Origin of the sequence: Streptomyces sp. NBC_01446 (genome assembly GCF_026340095.1) — a bacterium.
Classification (GTDB): domain Bacteria; phylum Actinomycetota; class Actinomycetes; order Streptomycetales; family Streptomycetaceae; genus Streptomyces; species Streptomyces aureus.
Window position 1 is genome coordinate 2,139,505 of the sequence record NZ_JAPEPO010000001.1, and the last position, 17,504, is coordinate 2,157,008.

Here is a 17,504-nt window from a genome sequence, read left to right on the forward strand (position 1 = left end):
ACTTATTGCCCGCCGGCGCGGGGCCCGAAGCGTGTCCTGCCTGGGCTGTTCGCCGCCGGTCGACGGCCTATCCCTTGGCCGGCTTCGCCTTCCCCACCGGCGTCGACTTCCAGTCCGGGTGCCCCGGCATCGGCGGCGTCTTCTTTCCGTACAGCCAGGCCCGGAAGAAGCCCTGGAGATCGCGGCCGGAGGTCTGCGAGGCGAGGCTGATGAAGTCCGCCGTGCTCGCCGTGCCGTAACGGTGCGTGCGCACCCAGTCGCGCTCCAGCCGCTCGAAGGCGGGGGTGCCGATCTCCTGGCGGAGCGCGTAGAGCACGAGGGAGCTGCCGTCGTAGACCACGGGCCGGAAGATGCTGATCTTCTGGCCCGGCTTCGGGCCGTTGGGGGCGGCGGGCGGGCCGCCCGCGGCGCGCCAGCCGTCCGAGGCGCGGTAGGCCTCGCGCATGCGCTTGGTCATGGACTGGTGCCCCTTCTCCTGGGCGTAGAGGGCTTCGTACCAGCTGGCGTGGCCCTCGTTCAGCCACAGGTCGGACCAGGTGCGCGGGCTGACGCTGTCGCCGAACCACTGGTGCGCCATCTCATGGACCATGATCGAGTCGATGTACCAGGCGGGGTACGCGGGCTCCGTGAAGATGTCCCTCTCGAAGAGGGAGAGCGTCTGGGTCTCCAGCTCGAAGCCGGTCCGGGCCTGGGCGATCAGGAGGCCGTAGTTCTCGAAGGGGTAGCGGCCGACCTTCCCTTCCATCCAGGCGAGCTGGGCGGGCGTCTTCTTGAGCCACGGTTCGAGGACCTTGCGGTCCTTGGCGGGCACCACGTCACGGACGGGCAGCCCGTGCGGCCCCTCGCGGTGCAGCACCGCGGAGCGACCGATCGAGACCTGCGCCAGCTCGGTGGCCATGGGGTGGAGAGTGCGGTACGACCAGCTGGTGTCCGCTCCGTGGCGCATCTTCAGGAAGGGCACCCCGTTGGCGACGACCGTGAGGGCCTTGGGGGCGGTGACCCGGAACGTGAACAGGGCCTTGTCCGAAGGGTGGTCGTTGCTCGGGAACACGCGGTGCCCGGCGTCGGCCTGATTGGCCATGGCGAGACCGTCCTTGGTCTGCACCCAGCCGCCCTCCTCCTTGCCGGGTGCCGGGTTGCTGGTGTGCCGCACCGTGATCTCCAGCGGGGCACCTTCCGGGACGGCGGTCTCGGGCGTGACGACCAGGTCCTCGTCGCTGGTGTCGAACCGCGCGGGCCTGCCGTTGACCTCCACGGAGCGGACGGTTCCGTGCGCGAAGTCGAGATTCACCTGCTCAAGGGGGGCGGTCGCCGTGGCCTCGATCTTGGTGACGGCGTCGAGCGGCTTCTTGTTGTCGCCGTGGTACGTGAGCGCGATGTCGTACGACTCCACGTCGTAGCCCGGATTGCCGAGGTGCGGGAAGAGCCGGTCGCCGATGCCCAGCGGGACGGCGGGCGGCGGCGCGCTCGCGGCGAGAAGTGCGGTGGAGGCGGCCGCGGCGACGAGCGCGGTGCCCATGCGGATGGTGCGGGGGGTGAGCAGCATGAACTACGGCTACCAGCGTGCGCGGCCGGACTCCGGCGGGACGCGCCACACCCACCCGAACGAGACCTACGAGGTGGTCTGGGCGGGGTGCTGTGCGCGGCTGACGTCATACACCCCTGCGATGTTGCGCATGGCGCGCATCAGTCCGGGGAGCGTTGTCGCGTCGGGGAGTTGGAGCGTGTAGGTGTGGCGTACGCGGCCCTGGGTCGGCGGTTCCACGGTCGCCGAGATCACGGCGACGCTCTCCAGGGCGATGGCTTCGGTGAGATCGGCCAGCAGATGCGGCCGGCTGAACGATTCGGCGATCAGGGAGACCCGGCACTGCGTGGTGTCGCCCCAGCGCACGCCGACCTCGGCGCGTCCCGTGCTCTTCATGCGCGCCACGCCGTGACACTCCGCGCGGTGCACGGTCACGACACCGCCGCGTACGGCGAAGGCAGTCACCGCGTCGGGCGGCACGGGCGTGCAACAGCCCGCGAGGCGGACCGAGGCGCCGGGCTGGTCCACGACGGCGTTCGCCTCGGCGGGGCGGCCCGCGGGCGCGCCCTGAGGCGCCCTGGGAGCCGACTCCGGGGCGCGCCTGCCCTCGGGCTCGGGCTCGGGCTGGGGCGTGGCCGGGTGGGTCGTGAGCCAGCGCCGGATGGCGATGCGCGCGGCGGGTGTGCGGGCGTGGTCGAGCCAGTCCCGGGAGGGCTCGGAGGCGGGGTCCTGGCCCATGAGGAGCTGGACGGTGTCCCCGTCGCTCAGGACCGTGCTGAGCGTCGCCAGCCGGCCGTTGACCCGGGCTCCGATGCAGGCGTGCGCGTCCTCGCCGTACTGGGCGTACGCGGCGTCGACGCAACTGGCGCCGGCGGGCAGGCCGAGCGTGCCACCGTCGGGCCGGAAGACGGTGATCTCGCGGTCCTGGGCGAGGTCTTCGCGCAGCGTCGACCAGAAGGTGTCCGCGTCCGGGGCGGCCTCCTGCCAGTCGAGGAGGCGGGAGAGCCAGCCGGGCCTGGTCGGGTCGGCGCGCTCCCCCGTGCTGTCCGTCTGCTCGTCCGCGGGGGGAGCGTAGGGATTGCCGAGCGCGACGACTCCGGCCTCGGCGACCTTGTGCATCTGGTGGGTGCGGATGAGGACTTCGGCGACCTCGCCGTCACCGCGCGACACGGCTGTGTGCAGCGACTGGTACAGGTTGAACTTCGGTACGGCGATGAAGTCCTTGAACTCCGAGACGACGGGCGTGAAGCACGTGTGCAGCTCGCCGAGCACCCCGTAGCAGTCGGCGTCCTCACCGACGAGTACCAACAGGCGCCCGAAGTCCGCTCCGCGCAGCGTTCCCCGCTTGCGTCGCGCCCGGTGCACGGAGACGAAGTGGCGTGGCCTGATCAGCACTTCGGCCGCGATCCCGGCGTCCTTCAGAACCACGCGGGCGTCCTCGGCGATCTCCGCGAGGGGATCGGTGCCCCGCGCGTCGTTGGCCGCGATGAGCTCGCGGGTCTCCGTGTACTCGTCGGGGTGCAGGATCGCGAAGACCAGGTCCTCGAGCTCGGTCTTGAGTGCCTGGACACCGAGGCGTTCGGCGAGCGGGATGAGGACGTCCCGGGTGACCTTGGCGATACGCGCCTGTTTCTCGGGGCGCATCACGCCGAGGGTGCGCATGTTGTGCAGCCGGTCGGCGAGTTTGATCGACATGACCCGCACGTCGTTGCCGGTGGCGACGAGCATCTTGCGGAAGGTCTCGGGTTCGGCGGCCGCTCCGTAGTCGACCTTTTCGAGCTTGGTCACGCCGTCGACGAGATAGGCGACCTCTTCGCCGAACTCCGTACGCACCTGATCGAGCGTCACCTCGGTGTCCTCGACGGTGTCGTGGAGGAGGGACGCGGTCAGTGTCGTCGTCTCGGCGCCCAGCTCGGCGAGGATCAGCGTCACGGCGAGCGGGTGTGTGATGTAGGGCTCGCCGCTCTTGCGCATCTGTCCCCGGTGGGAGGACTCGGCCAGGACGTACGCCCGGCGCAGCGGCTCCAGGGGTGCTTCGGGGTGGTGGGCGCGGTGGGCCTCGACCACGTGGCCGATAGCGTCGGGCAGCCGGTTGCCCGCGGCGGGGCCGAGGAGCGCGGCCCAGCCGATGCGGCGCAGGTCGATCCGGGGACGGCCGCGCCGACGGTGCGCGCCCGGTGTGATCGGGCCCGGCGTAGCGGGGTTGGTCGCCTCCGCACTCATGAGCACCTCCGGCTGCGTCGACCGGCGGCGGTCTGCGGGGTTCCCGCCCGGGCCGGTGCTTGATGCTACCGAGCCCATCACGTGGAGCAGTCCCCCTCTCGCCCAGCGTGAAACGGATCACCCATTCGAGCGAACGTTCAGGGGTTTACGGTTTCGATACCCGCCAGCCAGTCCGTGTCGATCTCTCCCTCGGCGACGATCACCGTGGGTCCCGTCATCTCGATCTCCCCGTCGGCCCGCTCCGTGATCACGAGCTGTCCGCCGGGCAGGTCCACGGCGTACGTCACCGGCGATCCGGTGACCGCGGGGTCCAGGCCGTCCCTGCGGGCCGCCGCGACGGCCACGGCGCACGCGCCCGTGCCGCAGGAGCGGGTCTCGCCCACGCCGCGCTCGTGGACCCTCATGGCGACGTGGCGGGGGCCGCGGTCGACGACGAATTCGACGTTCACCCCGTCCGGGTAGGCCGTGGCCGGGGTGAAGGGCGGGGCGGTGAAGAGGTTGCCGGCCTGGGCGAGGTCGTCCACGAAGGCGACGGCGTGGGGGTTCCCCATGTTCACGTTGCGCGCGGGCCAACTGTGGTCGGCGACACTGACGGTGACATCCCCTTCGGGGAGGAGGGCCTTGCCCATGCCGACCGTGATGTCGCCCTCCTTGTCGATGTGCACGCTCTTCACACCTCCGCGCGTGGCCACCGCGAGGTCGCCCTCGCCGACATGACCGGCGCGCTGGAGGTAGTGGGCGAACACCCGCACGCCGTTGCCGCACATCTCGGCGATCGAGCCGTCGCCGTTGCGGTAGTCCATGAACCACTCGGCCTCGGAAGCCAGATGCCGCGCGTCGGGGTGGGCGGCGGAGCGCACCACGTGCAGCAGGCCGTCGCCGCCGATTCCGGCGCGGCGGTCGCACAGTGCTGCGACGGCCGCCGGGGGCAGCTCCAGGGCGTTCTCCGGGTCGGGGACGATCACGAAGTCGTTCTCGGTCCCGTGCCCCTTGAGGAAGGCGATCCGCGTGCTCATTCCTCGATCGTACGGGGTGGCGCCGACACCCCGTCGGGACGGCCCGGTACGTGGACTAGCGCAGGCGGGCGACGCGCCACACGGCGAGGACCGCGACGGCGGCGACCACGACCGCGTACGCGCCGACGACCCGCCAGTCCGGGCGCCGGCCCGATGAGCGGGCCGGGAAGCCGGGCCAGGTGTAGCCGACGCGACGCGCCGCCATCATTCCCCAGCCGGCGGCGCAGGAGCTGATCAGCAGCCCCAGCATGGCCACGACGGCCCCGCCGTCCCCGAACTCGAAGAAGAGCGGGAACGCGAACATCAGGGAGCCGATCGCGGAGAGGATCACGATGGGCGCGAGCTGCCACAGACGCAGGCGGCGCTGCGGGCGCAGCTCCACCTCGACCTCGGCGCCCCCGGCCTGCGATGCGAGCTCCTCGGCCGTGGGGCCGTCGGCGATCACACCGTCCGGGGTCGCGTCCGGTCCGTCAGGGCTCAGCTGTTCCCCGCCGGGTGCGGTGTCACGAGGGCCGGCCTCCATCGCCACGCGCCCTCCCACTTCGGACTCCACTGGTCGATCGATGGTCGATGATGGCACGCTCCCAGGGGCCGCGATGCCGGCCGGAGCGTCCCGATGCCATCACGTGATCAGGCTGTGACCGGTCGTTCGATCAACGTCATTGCCCGGGCCGGGAGTTCCCCGCGTGCGGCCGCCGCGCCGCTGAGCCAGTGAACGCGCGGATCGCGCCGGAACCAGGAGTCCTGACGGCGCGCGAAGCGCTTGGTGGCGCGGACGGTCTCGGCGCGCGCCTCGTCCTCGGTGCACTCCCCCGCCAGCGCGGTGAGCACCTGCTGGTAGCCGAGCGCACGCGACGCCGTACGCCCTTCCCGCAGGCCGCGCGCCTCCAGGGTGCGCACCTCGTCCACGAGCCCGGCGTCCCACATGCGGTCGACGCGGCTCGCGATGCGCTCGTCGAGTTCGGGGCGCGCCACGTCGACGCCGATCTGGACGGTGTCGTAGACGGACTCGTGTCCCGGCAGGTTGGCGGTGAAGGGCTTGCCCGTGATCTCGATGACTTCGAGGGCGCGGACGATGCGGCGGCCGTTGCTCGGCAGGATCGCCTTGGCGGCCCCGGGGTCGGAGACGGCGAGGCGGGCGTGCAGGGCGCCGGAGCCGCGCAGGGCGAGCTCCTCCTCCAGGCGGGCGCGCACCTCGGGGTCGGTGCCCGGGAACTCCAGGTGGTCCACCGCTCCGCGGACGTAGAGGCCGGAGCCGCCGACCAGGACGGGCCAGCGCCCCTCGGCGAGCAGCCGGTCGATCTCGGCGCGGGCGAGCTTCTGGTACTCCGCGACGCTGGCCGCCTCGGTGACGTCCCAGATGTCCAGGAGGTGGTGCGGGATGCCGCCGCGTTCCTCGGGCGTCAGTTTGGCGGTGCCGATATCCATCCCCCGGTAGAGCTGCATGGAGTCGGCGTTGACGACCTCGCCGCCGAGCTCCCTGGCGAGAAAAACGCCCAGATCGGACTTTCCGGCCGCAGTGGGTCCGACGACGGCGATGACCCGCGGAGCGGGAGCTGCACTACTCACCGCCCCAGTCTCGCAAACCTAGGGGCATGTTCCCGAACGAGCTACGTGACGCCACAGGTCCGGGGTCGTTCCCTGTTGCGAGGTCCCGACCGCCGGTTTCGAGTGCCTCAGACCCGGGCGACGCAATCGGACGCACCGGGCGACGCGGGATTTCGCCCGCACGAGTAACGTATGGAGTTGAAATGGGTGTTTTTGCCAGGTTTCGCCGGAAGTCCAAGGACTCGGAGGCGGCGTCAACCGCCGAGGCGCAGGCTGCCACTCTGACGGCCGAGCCCGAGGCCGAGGGCCCCTCCCCCGAGACCCCCGGGGCTTCCGAGACTGCCGAGACTGCCGACACCTCCGCTGCCGCCGACGCTGCGGCGCCGGAGGAGTCCGCGGAGGCTGCCGAGACCCCCGAGCCCGCCGCGGCGGAGCCCGTGGAGATTCCCAAGCAGCAGTCCGCGGAGCAGGCCGCCGACAACGAGGCCGGTGACGGCGCCCGCAAGTAGTACCCGCGAGTAAAGGTGGACCCATGGGCATCCTGGACACGCTGAAAGCCAAGCTCAACAAGGACAAGGCCTCGGACCTCGCGCGCCAGCACGGGGACAAGATCGACCAGGGTCTGGACAAGGCCGGGAAGACGGCCGACGGGAAGACCCAGGGCAAGTACAGCGACCAGATCCAGACAGGCACGAGCAAGGCCAAGGACGCTATGGACCGCTTCGGGGGTCAGGACAAGGGCGGAAGCTCGGGCGGCGGGACCCCGCCGCCGCCTCCCGCCTCCTGAGGCGCGCGGTACCAGCACACTGCGGACGGCCGCGGAGCCTTGTGCGGCTCCGCGGCCGTCGCCGTTCAGCGGCAGCCGCTCGCCTACGACCAGTCGGCGACGAAGTAGCCCACTCCGTAGGGAGCGCCCTCGTACAGAAGGCGCCAGTTGGCGTCCTCTTCGAAGGCCGCCGTGAGGATCTGCCACGGGGAGCGGCCGGAGATCTTGAGTTCGCGGGCGAGGTCCTCGTCGAGGTTCGCGAAGAAGCCGTCGCTGTCGCCGTCGCCCAGGGCCTGCGCGATAGACGCGTCGACCCCCTCGGCGCGGTCGTCCAGATAGCCGGGTGCCTTGACGCTGCGGCAGGCCGACCCGTCGCCCATGACCAGGAATCCCACGCGGTCGGCCCGCGCCGCGAGGTGCACGCCGTCCTCGCCGTTGGTCGGCCACGACCTGTCGCCCTCGACCTCGTAGCCCGCCACAGGGCCGGTCCACCCGGCCCGGTCGAGCAGCCAGGCGCCCACCGTGAGGGACAGGGGCAGCCGGTGTTCTGACACCTCGGCGCCCTCGGGAGCCGCGCCGAGGCGGACCTCGCGGTCCACACCGAACGGCTGGAAACCGCCCCTGGCACCCTGCTCGTGCGTACGGGTCACCGGCCCTTCGCCGACGACCACGATCAGGTCGGGCCGGGCGGCCAGGACCGTGCGGACGGCCTCGTCACAGGCCGCGCGCGCGGCGTCCAGCTCGGGGGCCGCGCCCGCGGCGACCTCGGGCACGAGCAGGGGCGGACAGGGGCAGACGGCGGCGGCGACAAGCATGATCGGCAGCCTACTGCGCCTCATGTGGCACGCAGGGAGTGGTGCCGTCAGTTGACGGCGCAGCCGCCCGTGGCCGCCGGCAGCGGGGCCGGGACGCCCACCGAGGGCAGGCCGAGCATGACGCCCTGCTTCTGCTCGGGCTCCGCGTTCCGCTTCTCCCAGGCGTCACCCGCGCGCGTGCGGCGCACTTCGAGGACGTCGCCCTCGGCGAGCAGGTGGTGCGGGGCCGCGTAGGTGATCTCGACGGTGACCACGTCACCGGGGCGCACCTCGGTGTCCGGCTTGGTGAAGTGCACCAGGCGGTTGTCGGGGGCGCGGCCGGACAGGCGGTGCGTGGCGCCGTCCTTGCGGCCTTCGCCCTCGGCGACCATCAGCTCCAGGGTGCGGCCGACCTGCTTCTTGTTCTCGTCCCAGGAGATCTCCTCCTGGAGTTCGACCAGGCGCATGTAGCGCTCCTGGACGACCTCCTTGGGAATCTGGCCCTCCATGGTCGCCGCCGGGGTCCCGGGCCGCTTGGAGTACTGGAACGTGAAGGCGTTCGCGAAGCGGGCCTCGCGGACCGCGTGCATCGTCTGCTCGAAGTCCTCCTCGGTCTCGCCGGGGAAGCCCACGATGATGTCCGTGGAGATGGCGGCGTGCGGGATCGCGGCGCGCACCTTCTCGATGATCCCGAGGTAACGCTCCTGCCGGTAGGACCGGCGCATCGCCTTCAGGACGGTGTCCGAGCCGGACTGCATCGGCATGTGCAGCTGGGGCATCACGTTCGGCGTCTCGGCCATGGCGGCGATCACGTCGTCCGTGAAGTCGCGCGGGTGCGGGGACGTGAAGCGCACCCGCTCCAGGCCCTCGATCTTCCCGCAGGCGCGCAGCAGCTTGCTGAAGGCCTCGCGGTCACCGATGTCCGAGCCGTACGCGTTCACGTTCTGGCCGAGCAGCGTGATCTCGCTGACGCCCTCGCCGACGAGCGCCTCGATCTCGGCGAGGATGTCGCCGGTCCTGCGGTCCTTCTCCTTGCCGCGCAGGGCGGGCACGATGCAGAAGGTGCAGGTGTTGTTGCAGCCGACGGAGATGGAGACCCAGGCCGCGTACGCGCTCTCGCGGCGGGTCGGCAGCGTGGAGGGGAACGCCTCCAGGGACTCGGCGATCTCGACCTGCGCCTCCTCCTGGATGCGGGCGCGCTCCAGGAGGACGGGCAGCTTGCCGATGTTGTGCGTGCCGAAGACGACGTCCACCCACGGGGCCCGCTGCACGATGGTGTCGCGGTCCTTCTGCGCGAGGCAGCCGCCGACGGCGATCTGCATGCCGGGCCGCTTCGTCTTCATCGGCGCCAGGCGGCCGAGATTGCCGTACAGCTTGTTGTCCGCGTTCTCGCGGACGGCGCACGTGTTGAAGACGACGACATCGGCGTCACCGTCGGCGCCCTCGGGCGCACGGACGTATCCGGCGTCCTCAAGGAGGCCGGAGAGCCGCTCGGAGTCGTGGACGTTCATCTGGCACCCGTAGGTGCGCACCTCGTACGTCTTGAATTGTTGAACGTCCACTGCCTGGCTCCGGTCGCTGCTGGTCATGCACTCCAGGGTAGGCGGTGCCGGGAGCCCCTTTGCTCCTGCCGTCGGCCCCCGGGATTCATCCCACAACGGTCCAGGTGTCACCCCCGGCCAGCAGCTCGCTCAGGTCGCCCTTTCCGTTCTGTTCGATCGCTTCGTCGAGCTGGTCGGACATCTGCGCGTCGTAGACGGGCCGCTCGGTGGAGCGGAAGACGCCGATGGGTGTGCGGTGCAGGGTGTGCGGATCGGCGAGGCGGGACAGGGCGAACGCGGTGGTGGGCGAGGCCGCGTGCGCGTCGTGGACGAGGATCTGTGACTGGTTGTCCTCGCTCACGTCGACGACCTCCAGGTCACCGGTCTGGGAGTCCCGCACGACGCCCTTGGCGAGGCCGGTGCCGAAGCGGATCGGCTGCCCGTGTTCCAGGCGGATGACCGCCTCCTCGGCCTGCTGCTTGTCCTTGAGGACTTCGAAGGCGCCGTCGTTGAAGATGTTGCAGTTCTGGTAGATCTCCACCAGGGCCGTGCCGGGGTGGGCGGCCGCCTGCCGCAGGACGTCGGTGAGGTGTTTGCGGTCGGAGTCGACGGTGCGGGCCACGAACGACGCCTCCGCGCCGAGCGCGAGGGACACCGGGTTGAACGGTGCGTCGAGGGAGCCCATAGGCGTCGACTTGGTGATCTTGCCGACCTCGGAGGTGGGGCTGTACTGGCCCTTGGTGAGCCCGTAGATCCGGTTGTTGAAGAGGAGGATCTTCAGGTTCACGTTGCGGCGCAGGGCGTGGATGAGGTGGTTGCCGCCGATGGACAGGGCGTCGCCGTCACCGGTGACCACCCACACCGACAGGTCACGCCGGCTGGAGGCCAGGCCGGTCGCGATGGCCGGGGCGCGGCCGTGGATGGAGTGCATCCCGTAGGTGTTCATGTAGTACGGGAAGCGGGACGAGCAGCCGATGCCCGAGACGAAGACGATGTTCTCCTTCGCCAGCCCGAGCTCGGGCATGAAGCCCTGCACGGCCGCGAGGATCGCGTAGTCACCACAGCCCGGGCACCAGCGCACCTCCTGGTCGGACTTGAAGTCCTTTGCCGCCAGGGCGACTTCGCTCCTGGGCACGAGGCTGAGCATCTCAGCCATGGATGGCCTCCTTGAGAGCGGTGGCGAGCTGCTCAGCCTTGAACGGCATGCCGTTGACCTGGTTGTAGGAGCGGGCGTCCACCAGATACCTGGCCCGGATGAGGGTGGCGAGCTGGCCGAGGTTCATCTCGGGGATCACCACCTTGTCGTAACGGCCCAGGACCTCACCCAGATTCTTCGGGAACGGGTTGAGGTGGCGCAGATGGGCCTGCGCGATGTGCTCGCCGGCGGTGCGCAGCCGGCGCACCGCGGCCGTGATGGGTCCGTAGGTCGAACCCCAGCCGAGGACCAGGGTGTTGGCCTCGCCCGAGGCGTCGTCGACCTCAAGGTCCGGGACCTCGATACCGTCGATCTTGGCCTGGCGGGTGCGGACCATGAACTCGTGGTTGGCCGGGTCGTAGGAAATGTTGCCCGTGCCGTCCTGCTTCTCGATCCCGCCGATACGGTGCTCAAGACCCGGCGTGCCCGGGATCGCCCACGGACGGGCCAAAGTCTGCGGATCGCGCTTGTAGGGCCAGAACACCTCGCTGCCGTCGGCCTCGGTGTGATTGGGGCCGGAGGCGAACTGGGCACGCAGGTCGGGGAGTTGATCGATCTCCGGGATGCGCCACGGCTCCGACCCGTTCGCCAGATAACCGTCCGAGAGGAGGAAGACCGGCGTGCGGTAGGTGATCGCGATGCGGGCCGCCTCGATCGCCGCGTCGAAACAGTCCGCCGGCGTCTTCGGCGCGACCACAGGAACCGGCGCCTCACCATTGCGCCCGTACATCGCCTGCAGCAGATCCGCCTGCTCCGTCTTCGTCGGCAGCCCCGTCGACGGGCCGCCGCGCTGGATGTCCACGACGAGCAGCGGCAGTTCGACACTCACGGCCAGGCCGATCGTCTCCGACTTCAGCGCCACACCCGGACCGGAGGTGGTCGTGACGGCGAGGCTGCCGCCGAACGCCGCGCCGAGCGCCGCACCGATCCCCGCGATCTCGTCCTCCGCCTGGAACGTGCGCACACCGAAGTTCTTGTGCTTCGACAGCTCGTGCAGGATGTCCGAGGCCGGCGTGATCGGATACGAGCCCAGATACAACGGCAGATCCGCCTGCTTCGACGCCGCGATCAACCCGTAGGACAGAGCCAGATTCCCCGAAATATTGCGGTAGGTGCCGGTCGGGAACGCGGAGGAGGCCGGGGCGACCTCGTAGGAGACCGCGAAATCCTCCGTCGTCTCACCGAAGTTCCAGCCCGCATGAAAAGCCGCGATGTTCGCCGCCGCGATCTGCGGCTTCTTCGCGAACTTCGAGCGCAGGAACCTCTCCGTGCCCTCGGTGGGCCGGTGATACATCCACGACAGCAGACCCAGCGCGAACATGTTCTTCGAACGGCCCGCGTCCTTACGCGACAGCTCGAACTCCTTGAGCGCCTCCACCGTCAGGGCCGTCAAAGGCACCGGGTGGACGCTGTACCCGTCCAGCGAACCGTCCTCCAGCGGGGAGGTCGCGTAACCGACCTTCTGCATCGCCCGTTTGGTGAACTCGTCCGTGTTGACGATGATCTCCGCACCACGCGGCACATCCGCGATATTCGCCTTCAGCGCCGCCGGGTTCATCGCCACCAGCACATTCGGCGCATCCCCCGGTGTCAGGATGTCATGGTCCGCGAAATGCAACTGGAACGAAGAAACGCCCGGCAGAGTCCCCGCAGGCGCCCGAATCTCAGCCGGAAAATTCGGCAGCGTCGACAGATCGTTCCCGAACGACGCCGTCTCCGAAGTGAACCGGTCACCCGTCAGCTGCATACCATCGCCCGAGTCACCCGCGAACCGGATGATCACCCGGTCCAGACGCCGTACGTCCTTCACGTTCACCGCTGCTCCCTGATCGGCTCCATGAGCTGCCTCTGCAGCGCGAGTTCGGTCGAAGTCAGTGCGATGTCCGGACGGAGCCGCTCGGGGTGCCCCTGGGGCGGCTCGTCCAGGCTCGGCTCGGGCCCGACCGGCGGTGGGCCCAGCGTGGACATCCCCAGCCAGATCCATCCCGCGGCGGTCAGCCAGTGGTAGATCTCGCGCAGGGCCTTGGAGACGATTCTCATGCGACCAGAGCCTTTGCCGGTATGGGCGGCGTCCTGGTGCCGGCCGCTGCGGATGCGTCGTCGTCGCTCCACGTCCACAGACGGGCGACCGCGTTCAGGTCCAGGTCGTGGCCCTCGGTCCACAGGCGGGCGGCCGCGTTGAGCACGGACTGCCGGTCGGCCTCCTGGGTGCCCGGGCGGGCCGGGAGGAGCGGGCAGACCGCGCCGGCGCCGAGGCGGACCGAGCGGTGCCTGCGGGCGAAGGCGGTGAGCGTCTGGCGCGGGCCGGCCTCGACGAGGAGGACGTCGTCGGCCGCGAGGAGCTCGTCCAGGGCGTTGCGGAAGTGGACGGTGTCGGTGATCTGGTCGGCCCAGAAGCGGGGGCTGCGCGCGGCCTCGGGGCTCATCAGGGTGCCGGTGTAGCCGGAGTAGAGGGGCAGCTTCGGCTCGCGCAGCGGGATGTCTCGGTAGTCGGTCTCGATCGCGTCGGAGGCGGGTGCCATCGCCGGGGAGTGGAAGGGGCTGGTGGCCGGGACCGTGACGACCGTGAGTCCGTCCGCGCGCAGGCGGTCGGCGACCTCGCCGAGGGGCCGGTCCGAACCGGCCAGCATCACCTGCTGGTTGGCGTTGACGGCCGCGATGCCCACCCCGTCCGTCAGGTAGGGGCGCAGCCGCTCCTCGCTCGCGGCCACGGCGAGCATGCCGCCGGCCGGGATCTTCACGGCCTCCCTGACCCGGGCCTGGACCATGGCGACGGCGTCGCGCAGGGAGACCACGCCGGCGAAGGTGGCTGCCACGAGTTCGCCCGCGCTGTGGCCGAGGAACGCCGTGGGGCGTACACCCCAGCTGAGGATCATGCGGCCCAGCGCGTAGTCGATCGCGAACAGCAGCGGCTGGGCGCGGCGTACGTCGTCGATGCCGATGGCGGCGCTCTGCGGGTTCAGCCAGTCCGCGCGTACCCGGGAGCCCTCCTCGCCCATGTGGGCCAGGGCCGCGTCGACGGCCGCGGTGAAGACGGGCTCGCGGCGGTAGAGGCCGGCCGCCATGCCGGCGTGCTGCGAGCCCTGGCCGGGGAAGAGCAGGACGACGGGACGACTGCGGGACACGTCGACGGCGCGGGCCTGGTGGACGGTGCGGGCGGCGAGCGCGGACACGGCGACGGCGGCGGCGCGCACCGGGCCCGGCGGGGTGCCGCAGGGCACGGCGGTCGGCAGGGCGGGGTAGGCCTCGCGGTGGAGGCCGCTGAGCATGGGCAGGAGTTCGCCGCGTACGCGGACCTCGTCGTCGGTGGTGCGGCCCGACCAGAGGATCAGGCGGTGGCGGTCGGGGTCGGTGCCGCGCGGGGTCTGCGGTACGGGCCGCAGGGGCGGTGTGCCGGCCGGGGACGTCACGTCGAGGACTCCCAGGACGGCGTCTCCGTCGGCGACCGCTTCGGCGGCGCGCTTCACCGCGTACACGGTGATGGTGTGGGCGTCGGGTTCGCCGAAGCCGGCGACGAGGGCTAGGTCGGCGGTGCCCTCGTGGAGTTCGTGGTGGGCGCGGCGCAGGGCGATGCCGGGGGTGGCCGCGGTCATGACGGCGAAGCCCTCGTGCTCGGCGCGCAGGCCGGGCCCGACGACGGCGGAGCCGATGAGGACGACGGTGCGGGCCGGCAGTTCCTCGGGGGAACGGCCGAAGGCACGCAGTACGGCCGAGACGGCGGTGGCCGATGCCACGACCGGCGTCTGCTCCTGCGGAGCCGGGCCGGGGCTGACGATCAGCCGGCGGACCACCGCACTGTGGGACGTGAGTGACATGGTTCCCTCCTCGTGGACCGTGGCTCCGGCCGCATGGATGTCAAGGGATGAGGGCGGAGGAACGGCCGCCCTGCCTGCCGGGGGAACGTAGGCAGGGCGGCCGCGGGATGTCCGGTCGGCGCCTCAGGCGGCGGGCGTCCGGCCGGAGTTGATGAGGGCGAGGAGCGCGCCCGGGGTCTCCGCGTCGACGACGGCGTCGTCCGGGATGCTGATGCCGAACTCGCGCTGGATCTCGCCGATGACCTGGAGCAGGGCGAGGGAGTCGTAGCCGAGCTCGATGAACGGCGTGTCGATGACGTCGCCGTCGAGGTCGATGCCCTCTTCCTCGCCGGCGCTCTCGCGGAGCATGCGGGTCAGGTCGGCCAGGGTCACGGTGGCGGTGGAGGTGGTCATGGTTGGTGCCGTCCTCTCGGTTGGGCGCACTGGTGCTGGGTGGTGGAGCGACTGGTGGAGCGGGACGATCCGTACGGATGCGGCGGGCCGCGAACCGTTTCAGGTGGTGCGGCGCACCACGAGTGCGGCGTTGAAGCCGCCGTGGCCGCGGGCGAGGACGAGTGCGGTGCGCAGGTCGGCCTCGCGTGCCTCGGTGACCAGGTCGATGGTGTGCTGCGGGGCGGGCGCGCCCACGTGGACGGTGGGCGGGATGACGCCGTCGCGCAGGGCGAGCAGCGCCGTCGCCGCGTCGAGCGCGGCCCCGCCGGCGAGGAGGCGGCCGGTCATCGTCTTGGGGGCCGTGACGGGGACACCGTTCGGCCCGAACAGCCCGGTCAGGGCCTCTGCTTCGGCCCGGTCGAGGTCTGGTACGCCGGCGGCGTCCGCGAAGACGACGTCGACGTCGGAGGCGGTGATCCCCGCGTCGGCGAGGGCGTTCTCGGCGGCCCTGCGCAGGCCGGGCGGGCGGCCGGTGCCGGGGGCCGGGTCGAGGGTCGCCGCGTATCCGGCGATCTCGCCGTAGACGTGGGCGGCGCTGCGGGCGCCGGCCGAGCCTGCTTCCTCGACGAGGAGGATGGCGCCGCCCTCACCGGGGACGTATCCGGCGGCCTCGGCGGCGAACGGGAGGTAGGCCCGGGTGGGGTCGTCGACGGTGCTCATCAGGCCGGAGGCGATCTGCGGGACCCAGCCCCAGGGGCAGATGGCCGCGTCGACGCCGCCCGCGATGACGGCGGGGAAGCCCTTGCGGATGTGGCGGCGGGCGTGCCCGATGGCGTCGATGCCGCCGGCCTGCTCGGTGAGCAGGACTCCGCTGGGGCCGCGCAGCTTGTGCCGGATGGAGATCTGGCCGGTGTTGACGGCGTAGAACCAGGCGAAGGACTGGTACGCGCTGACGTACTCCTTGCCCTTGCTCCACAGGTTCTGGAGTTCGCGCTGGCCGAACTCGACGGCTCCGCCGGACGCGGCGGTGACCACGCCGATGCCGTATTCGGGGAGTTCCTCGGTGTCGATCCCGGCGTCCTTCAGGGCCCAGTCCGCCGCGGTCAGCGCGAGGCGCGTCATGTGGTCGGTCTGCGGCATGAGGCGGCTGGGGATGTGCTCCTCGGCGACGTAGCCGGGGACCTCGCCCGCGATGCGGGACGGGTACTGGGTGGCGTCGAAGCGGGTGACGGGTCCGAGGCCGGACTCGCCGGCCAGGGTGGCCTTCCAGAACTCCTCGGTGCCGAGGCCGTTGGGGGCGGTGATGCCCAGGCCGGTCACCACTGCGGCGGTCATACGGTCCTCCTGTCCGGGCGGGCCAGCACCATGGCGCTCTGGAATCCGCCGAACCCGCTGCCCACGCTGAGCACCACGTCGGTCTGCTGCTCGCGGGCGACGAGCGGGATGTAGTCGAGGTCGAGCTCGGGGTCGGGCTCGTGGAGGTTCGCGGTGGGCGGCAGGACGCCGTGCTTCATCGCGAGGGCGCAGGCGGCGATCTCCAGGGAGCCGATCGCGCCGAGCGAGTGGCCGATCATCGATTTGATGGAGCTCACCGGGGTGCGGTAGGCGTGCTCGCCGAGGCTGCGCTTGAAGGCGCCGGTCTCGTGGCGGTCGTTCATCTTGGTGCCGGAGCCGTGGGCGTTGACGTAGTCGACGGTCTCCGGGGCGAGGTGGGACTCGGCGAGCGCGGCGTCGATGGCCTCCGCCATCTCCAGGCCCTCGGGCTTGAGTCCGGTCATGTGGTACGCGTTGCAGCGGGACGCGAAGCCGGAGATCTCGGCGTAGATGTGCGCGCCGCGGCGCTTGGCGCTCTCCAGCTCCTCCAGGACCAGGATGGCCGCGCCCTCACCGAGGACGAGTCCGCTGCGGGTCTTGTCGAAGGGCCGGCAGGCGCTCTCCGGGGTGTCGTTGCGGGGTGTGGTGGCGAGGATGGCGTCGAAGCAGGCCGAGGTGATCGGCGAGATGGGCGCCTCGGTGGCTCCGGCGATCATGACGTCGGCGGTGCCCTCGCGGATGAGTTCCACGGCGTGGCCGAGCGAGTCGAGTCCGGAGGTGCAGCCGGTGGAGACGACCGCCGCGGGGCCCTCGGCTCCGGCGGCCCTGCCGACCTCGGCGGCAAGGGAGCTGGGCACGAAGTGCCGGTACAGCTCGGGTACCGCGTACTCGTGGTCGACGTTCCACTTGCGGCCGCCGTCGCTGACGACGGCGTACTCGCGTTCCAGGCTGGTGGTGCAGCCGACCGCGCTGCCGACCGCCGTGCCGATACGGCCGGGGTCGACGGCGGATATTTCGAGGCCGCTGTCGGTCAGGGCCTCGCGGGTCGAGACGACCGCGAACTGCGCGGCCCGGTCGAGCCTGCGGGTCTCCTGCTGGGAGAGGCCTGCCGCGAAGGGGTCGAAGTCGACCTCGGCGGCGACCTGCGAGCGGAACGGAGAGGGATCGTAGAAGGAGATCCTGCGGGTGGCGGTGCGGCCCGCGGTGAGCAGCTCCCAGTACTCCTTGACACCGACCCCGCCCGGGGCCACGACGCCCAGGCCGGTGATGGCGACTCGTCGCATGGTCTACCTGGCCTTCGACGGGGCCGGGTGCGTCGAGGCGCACCAGCCGGTTGGCACTCTGGGGGTCACTGTCGATCCCTTCGTCCGTGCTGATCAAGAGTCGGAGGCGGCG

Annotated in this window: 15 protein-coding genes and 1 pseudogene; 2 read left to right on the forward strand and 14 right to left on the reverse strand. The window is 71.1% G+C overall.

Translation table 11 applies throughout. The features are described 5' to 3' along the window. Positions 1 to 67: 67 nt before the first annotated feature. The 5 genes from OG456_RS09495 to miaA all read right to left on the reverse strand — a co-directional run bounded on the left by OG456_RS09495 (position 68) and on the right by miaA (position 6,333). Complete coding sequence (locus tag OG456_RS09495) at positions 68 to 1,546, reverse strand: M1 family metallopeptidase (RefSeq protein ID WP_266559139.1); 1,479 nt, start codon at positions 1,544 to 1,546, stop codon at positions 68 to 70. Positions 1,547 to 1,612: 66 nt separating this feature from the next. Beyond that, entirely contained in the window at positions 1,613 to 3,748 is a 2,136-nt protein-coding gene (locus tag OG456_RS09500) for a bifunctional (p)ppGpp synthetase/guanosine-3',5'-bis(diphosphate) 3'-pyrophosphohydrolase (RefSeq protein WP_266559141.1), read from the reverse strand. A 137-nt stretch (positions 3,749 to 3,885) separates the two neighbouring features. Beyond that, entirely contained in the window at positions 3,886 to 4,764 is an 879-nt protein-coding gene (gene dapF / locus OG456_RS09505) for a diaminopimelate epimerase (RefSeq protein ID WP_266559143.1), read from the reverse strand. A gap of 55 nt (positions 4,765 to 4,819) precedes the next feature. Further along, entirely contained in the window at positions 4,820 to 5,287 is a 468-nt protein-coding gene (locus OG456_RS09510) for a hypothetical protein (RefSeq protein ID WP_266569131.1), read from the reverse strand. A gap of 107 nt (positions 5,288 to 5,394) precedes the next feature. Further along, positions 5,395 to 6,333: a tRNA (adenosine(37)-N6)-dimethylallyltransferase MiaA gene (gene miaA / locus OG456_RS09515; RefSeq protein WP_266559145.1), complete on the reverse strand. Its 939-nt coding sequence runs from the start codon at positions 6,331 to 6,333 to the stop codon at positions 5,395 to 5,397. Positions 6,334 to 6,515: 182 nt separating this feature from the next. Here miaA and OG456_RS09520 point away from each other — a divergent pair, with 182 nt between their 5' ends. Together OG456_RS09520 and OG456_RS09525 are read left to right on the forward strand one after the other, a co-directional pair. Beyond that, positions 6,516 to 6,821: a hypothetical protein gene (locus tag OG456_RS09520; protein WP_266559149.1), complete on the forward strand. Its 306-nt coding sequence runs from the start codon at positions 6,516 to 6,518 to the stop codon at positions 6,819 to 6,821. 23 nt (positions 6,822 to 6,844) lie between these two features. Then, positions 6,845 to 7,099, forward strand: coding sequence for an antitoxin (locus OG456_RS09525; RefSeq protein WP_266559150.1), 255 nt, complete (start codon positions 6,845 to 6,847; stop codon positions 7,097 to 7,099). A gap of 83 nt (positions 7,100 to 7,182) precedes the next feature. Here OG456_RS09525 and OG456_RS09530 read toward each other — a convergent pair whose 3' ends face one another. From OG456_RS09530 to OG456_RS09570, 9 genes and pseudogenes are all read right to left on the reverse strand, one after another. Next, complete coding sequence (locus tag OG456_RS09530; protein WP_266559151.1) at positions 7,183 to 7,893, reverse strand: class III extradiol dioxygenase subunit B-like domain-containing protein; 711 nt, start codon at positions 7,891 to 7,893, stop codon at positions 7,183 to 7,185. 47 nt (positions 7,894 to 7,940) lie between these two features. Further along, on the reverse strand, positions 7,941 to 9,461 hold the full coding sequence (gene miaB, locus OG456_RS09535) for a tRNA (N6-isopentenyl adenosine(37)-C2)-methylthiotransferase MiaB (protein WP_266559153.1): 1,521 nt from the start codon (positions 9,459 to 9,461) through the stop codon (positions 7,941 to 7,943). A gap of 58 nt (positions 9,462 to 9,519) precedes the next feature. After that, the gene (locus tag OG456_RS09540) at positions 9,520 to 10,569 is read right to left on the reverse strand and encodes a 2-oxoacid:ferredoxin oxidoreductase subunit beta (protein WP_266559155.1); all 1,050 of its coding nucleotides are present in this window, start codon (positions 10,567 to 10,569) and stop codon (positions 9,520 to 9,522) included. Continuing rightward, positions 10,562 to 12,415, reverse strand: a pseudogene (locus OG456_RS09545) (2-oxoacid:acceptor oxidoreductase subunit alpha); the annotation flags it as partial. The pseudogene OG456_RS09545 and the gene OG456_RS09540, both read right to left, overlap by 8 nt. A gap of 5 nt (positions 12,416 to 12,420) precedes the next feature. Further along, a complete protein-coding gene (locus OG456_RS09550; protein ID WP_266559157.1) occupies positions 12,421 to 12,648 on the reverse strand; it encodes a DUF6059 family protein in 228 nt (75 codons plus the stop codon). Continuing rightward, positions 12,645 to 14,423, reverse strand: coding sequence for an acyltransferase domain-containing protein (locus tag OG456_RS09555; protein WP_266559159.1), 1,779 nt, complete (start codon positions 14,421 to 14,423; stop codon positions 12,645 to 12,647). Before OG456_RS09555 ends, OG456_RS09550 begins: the two co-directional genes overlap by 4 nt. Positions 14,424 to 14,546: 123 nt before the next feature. Further along, on the reverse strand, positions 14,547 to 14,816 hold the full coding sequence (locus tag OG456_RS09560; RefSeq protein ID WP_266559164.1) for an acyl carrier protein: 270 nt from the start codon (positions 14,814 to 14,816) through the stop codon (positions 14,547 to 14,549). Positions 14,817 to 14,915: 99 nt separating this feature from the next. Beyond that, a complete protein-coding gene (locus tag OG456_RS09565; RefSeq protein ID WP_266559167.1) occupies positions 14,916 to 16,130 on the reverse strand; it encodes a ketosynthase chain-length factor in 1,215 nt (404 codons plus the stop codon). Then, positions 16,127 to 17,392, reverse strand: coding sequence for a beta-ketoacyl synthase (locus tag OG456_RS09570; RefSeq protein WP_266559169.1), 1,266 nt, complete (start codon positions 17,390 to 17,392; stop codon positions 16,127 to 16,129). Before OG456_RS09570 ends, OG456_RS09565 begins: the two co-directional genes overlap by 4 nt. Between the last annotated feature and the right edge of the window lie 112 nt (positions 17,393 to 17,504).

Coding starts and splice junctions, on each gene's coding strand:
- OG456_RS09510 (WP_266569131.1), bottom strand. CDS start 5,287: ATGGAGGCCGGCCCTCGTGACACCGCACCCGGCGGGGAACAGCTGAGC.
- OG456_RS09530 (WP_266559151.1), bottom strand. CDS start 7,893: ATGCTTGTCGCCGCCGCCGTCTGCCCCTGTCCGCCCCTGCTCGTGCCC.
- OG456_RS09525 (WP_266559150.1), top strand. CDS start 6,845: ATGGGCATCCTGGACACGCTGAAAGCCAAGCTCAACAAGGACAAGGCC.
- OG456_RS09500 (WP_266559141.1), bottom strand. CDS start 3,748: ATGAGTGCGGAGGCGACCAACCCCGCTACGCCGGGCCCGATCACACCG.
- OG456_RS09520 (WP_266559149.1), top strand. CDS start 6,516: ATGGGTGTTTTTGCCAGGTTTCGCCGGAAGTCCAAGGACTCGGAGGCG.
- OG456_RS09495 (WP_266559139.1), bottom strand. CDS start 1,546: ATGCTGCTCACCCCCCGCACCATCCGCATGGGCACCGCGCTCGTCGCC.
- OG456_RS09555 (WP_266559159.1), bottom strand. CDS start 14,423: ATGTCACTCACGTCCCACAGTGCGGTGGTCCGCCGGCTGATCGTCAGC.
- OG456_RS09565 (WP_266559167.1), bottom strand. CDS start 16,130: ATGACCGCCGCAGTGGTGACCGGCCTGGGCATCACCGCCCCCAACGGC.
- OG456_RS09560 (WP_266559164.1), bottom strand. CDS start 14,816: ATGACCACCTCCACCGCCACCGTGACCCTGGCCGACCTGACCCGCATG.
- OG456_RS09570 (WP_266559169.1), bottom strand. CDS start 17,392: ATGCGACGAGTCGCCATCACCGGCCTGGGCGTCGTGGCCCCGGGCGGG.
- miaB (WP_266559153.1), bottom strand. CDS start 9,461: ATGACCAGCAGCGACCGGAGCCAGGCAGTGGACGTTCAACAATTCAAG.
- dapF (WP_266559143.1), bottom strand. CDS start 4,764: ATGAGCACGCGGATCGCCTTCCTCAAGGGGCACGGGACCGAGAACGAC.
- OG456_RS09550 (WP_266559157.1), bottom strand. CDS start 12,648: ATGAGAATCGTCTCCAAGGCCCTGCGCGAGATCTACCACTGGCTGACC.
- OG456_RS09540 (WP_266559155.1), bottom strand. CDS start 10,569: ATGGCTGAGATGCTCAGCCTCGTGCCCAGGAGCGAAGTCGCCCTGGCG.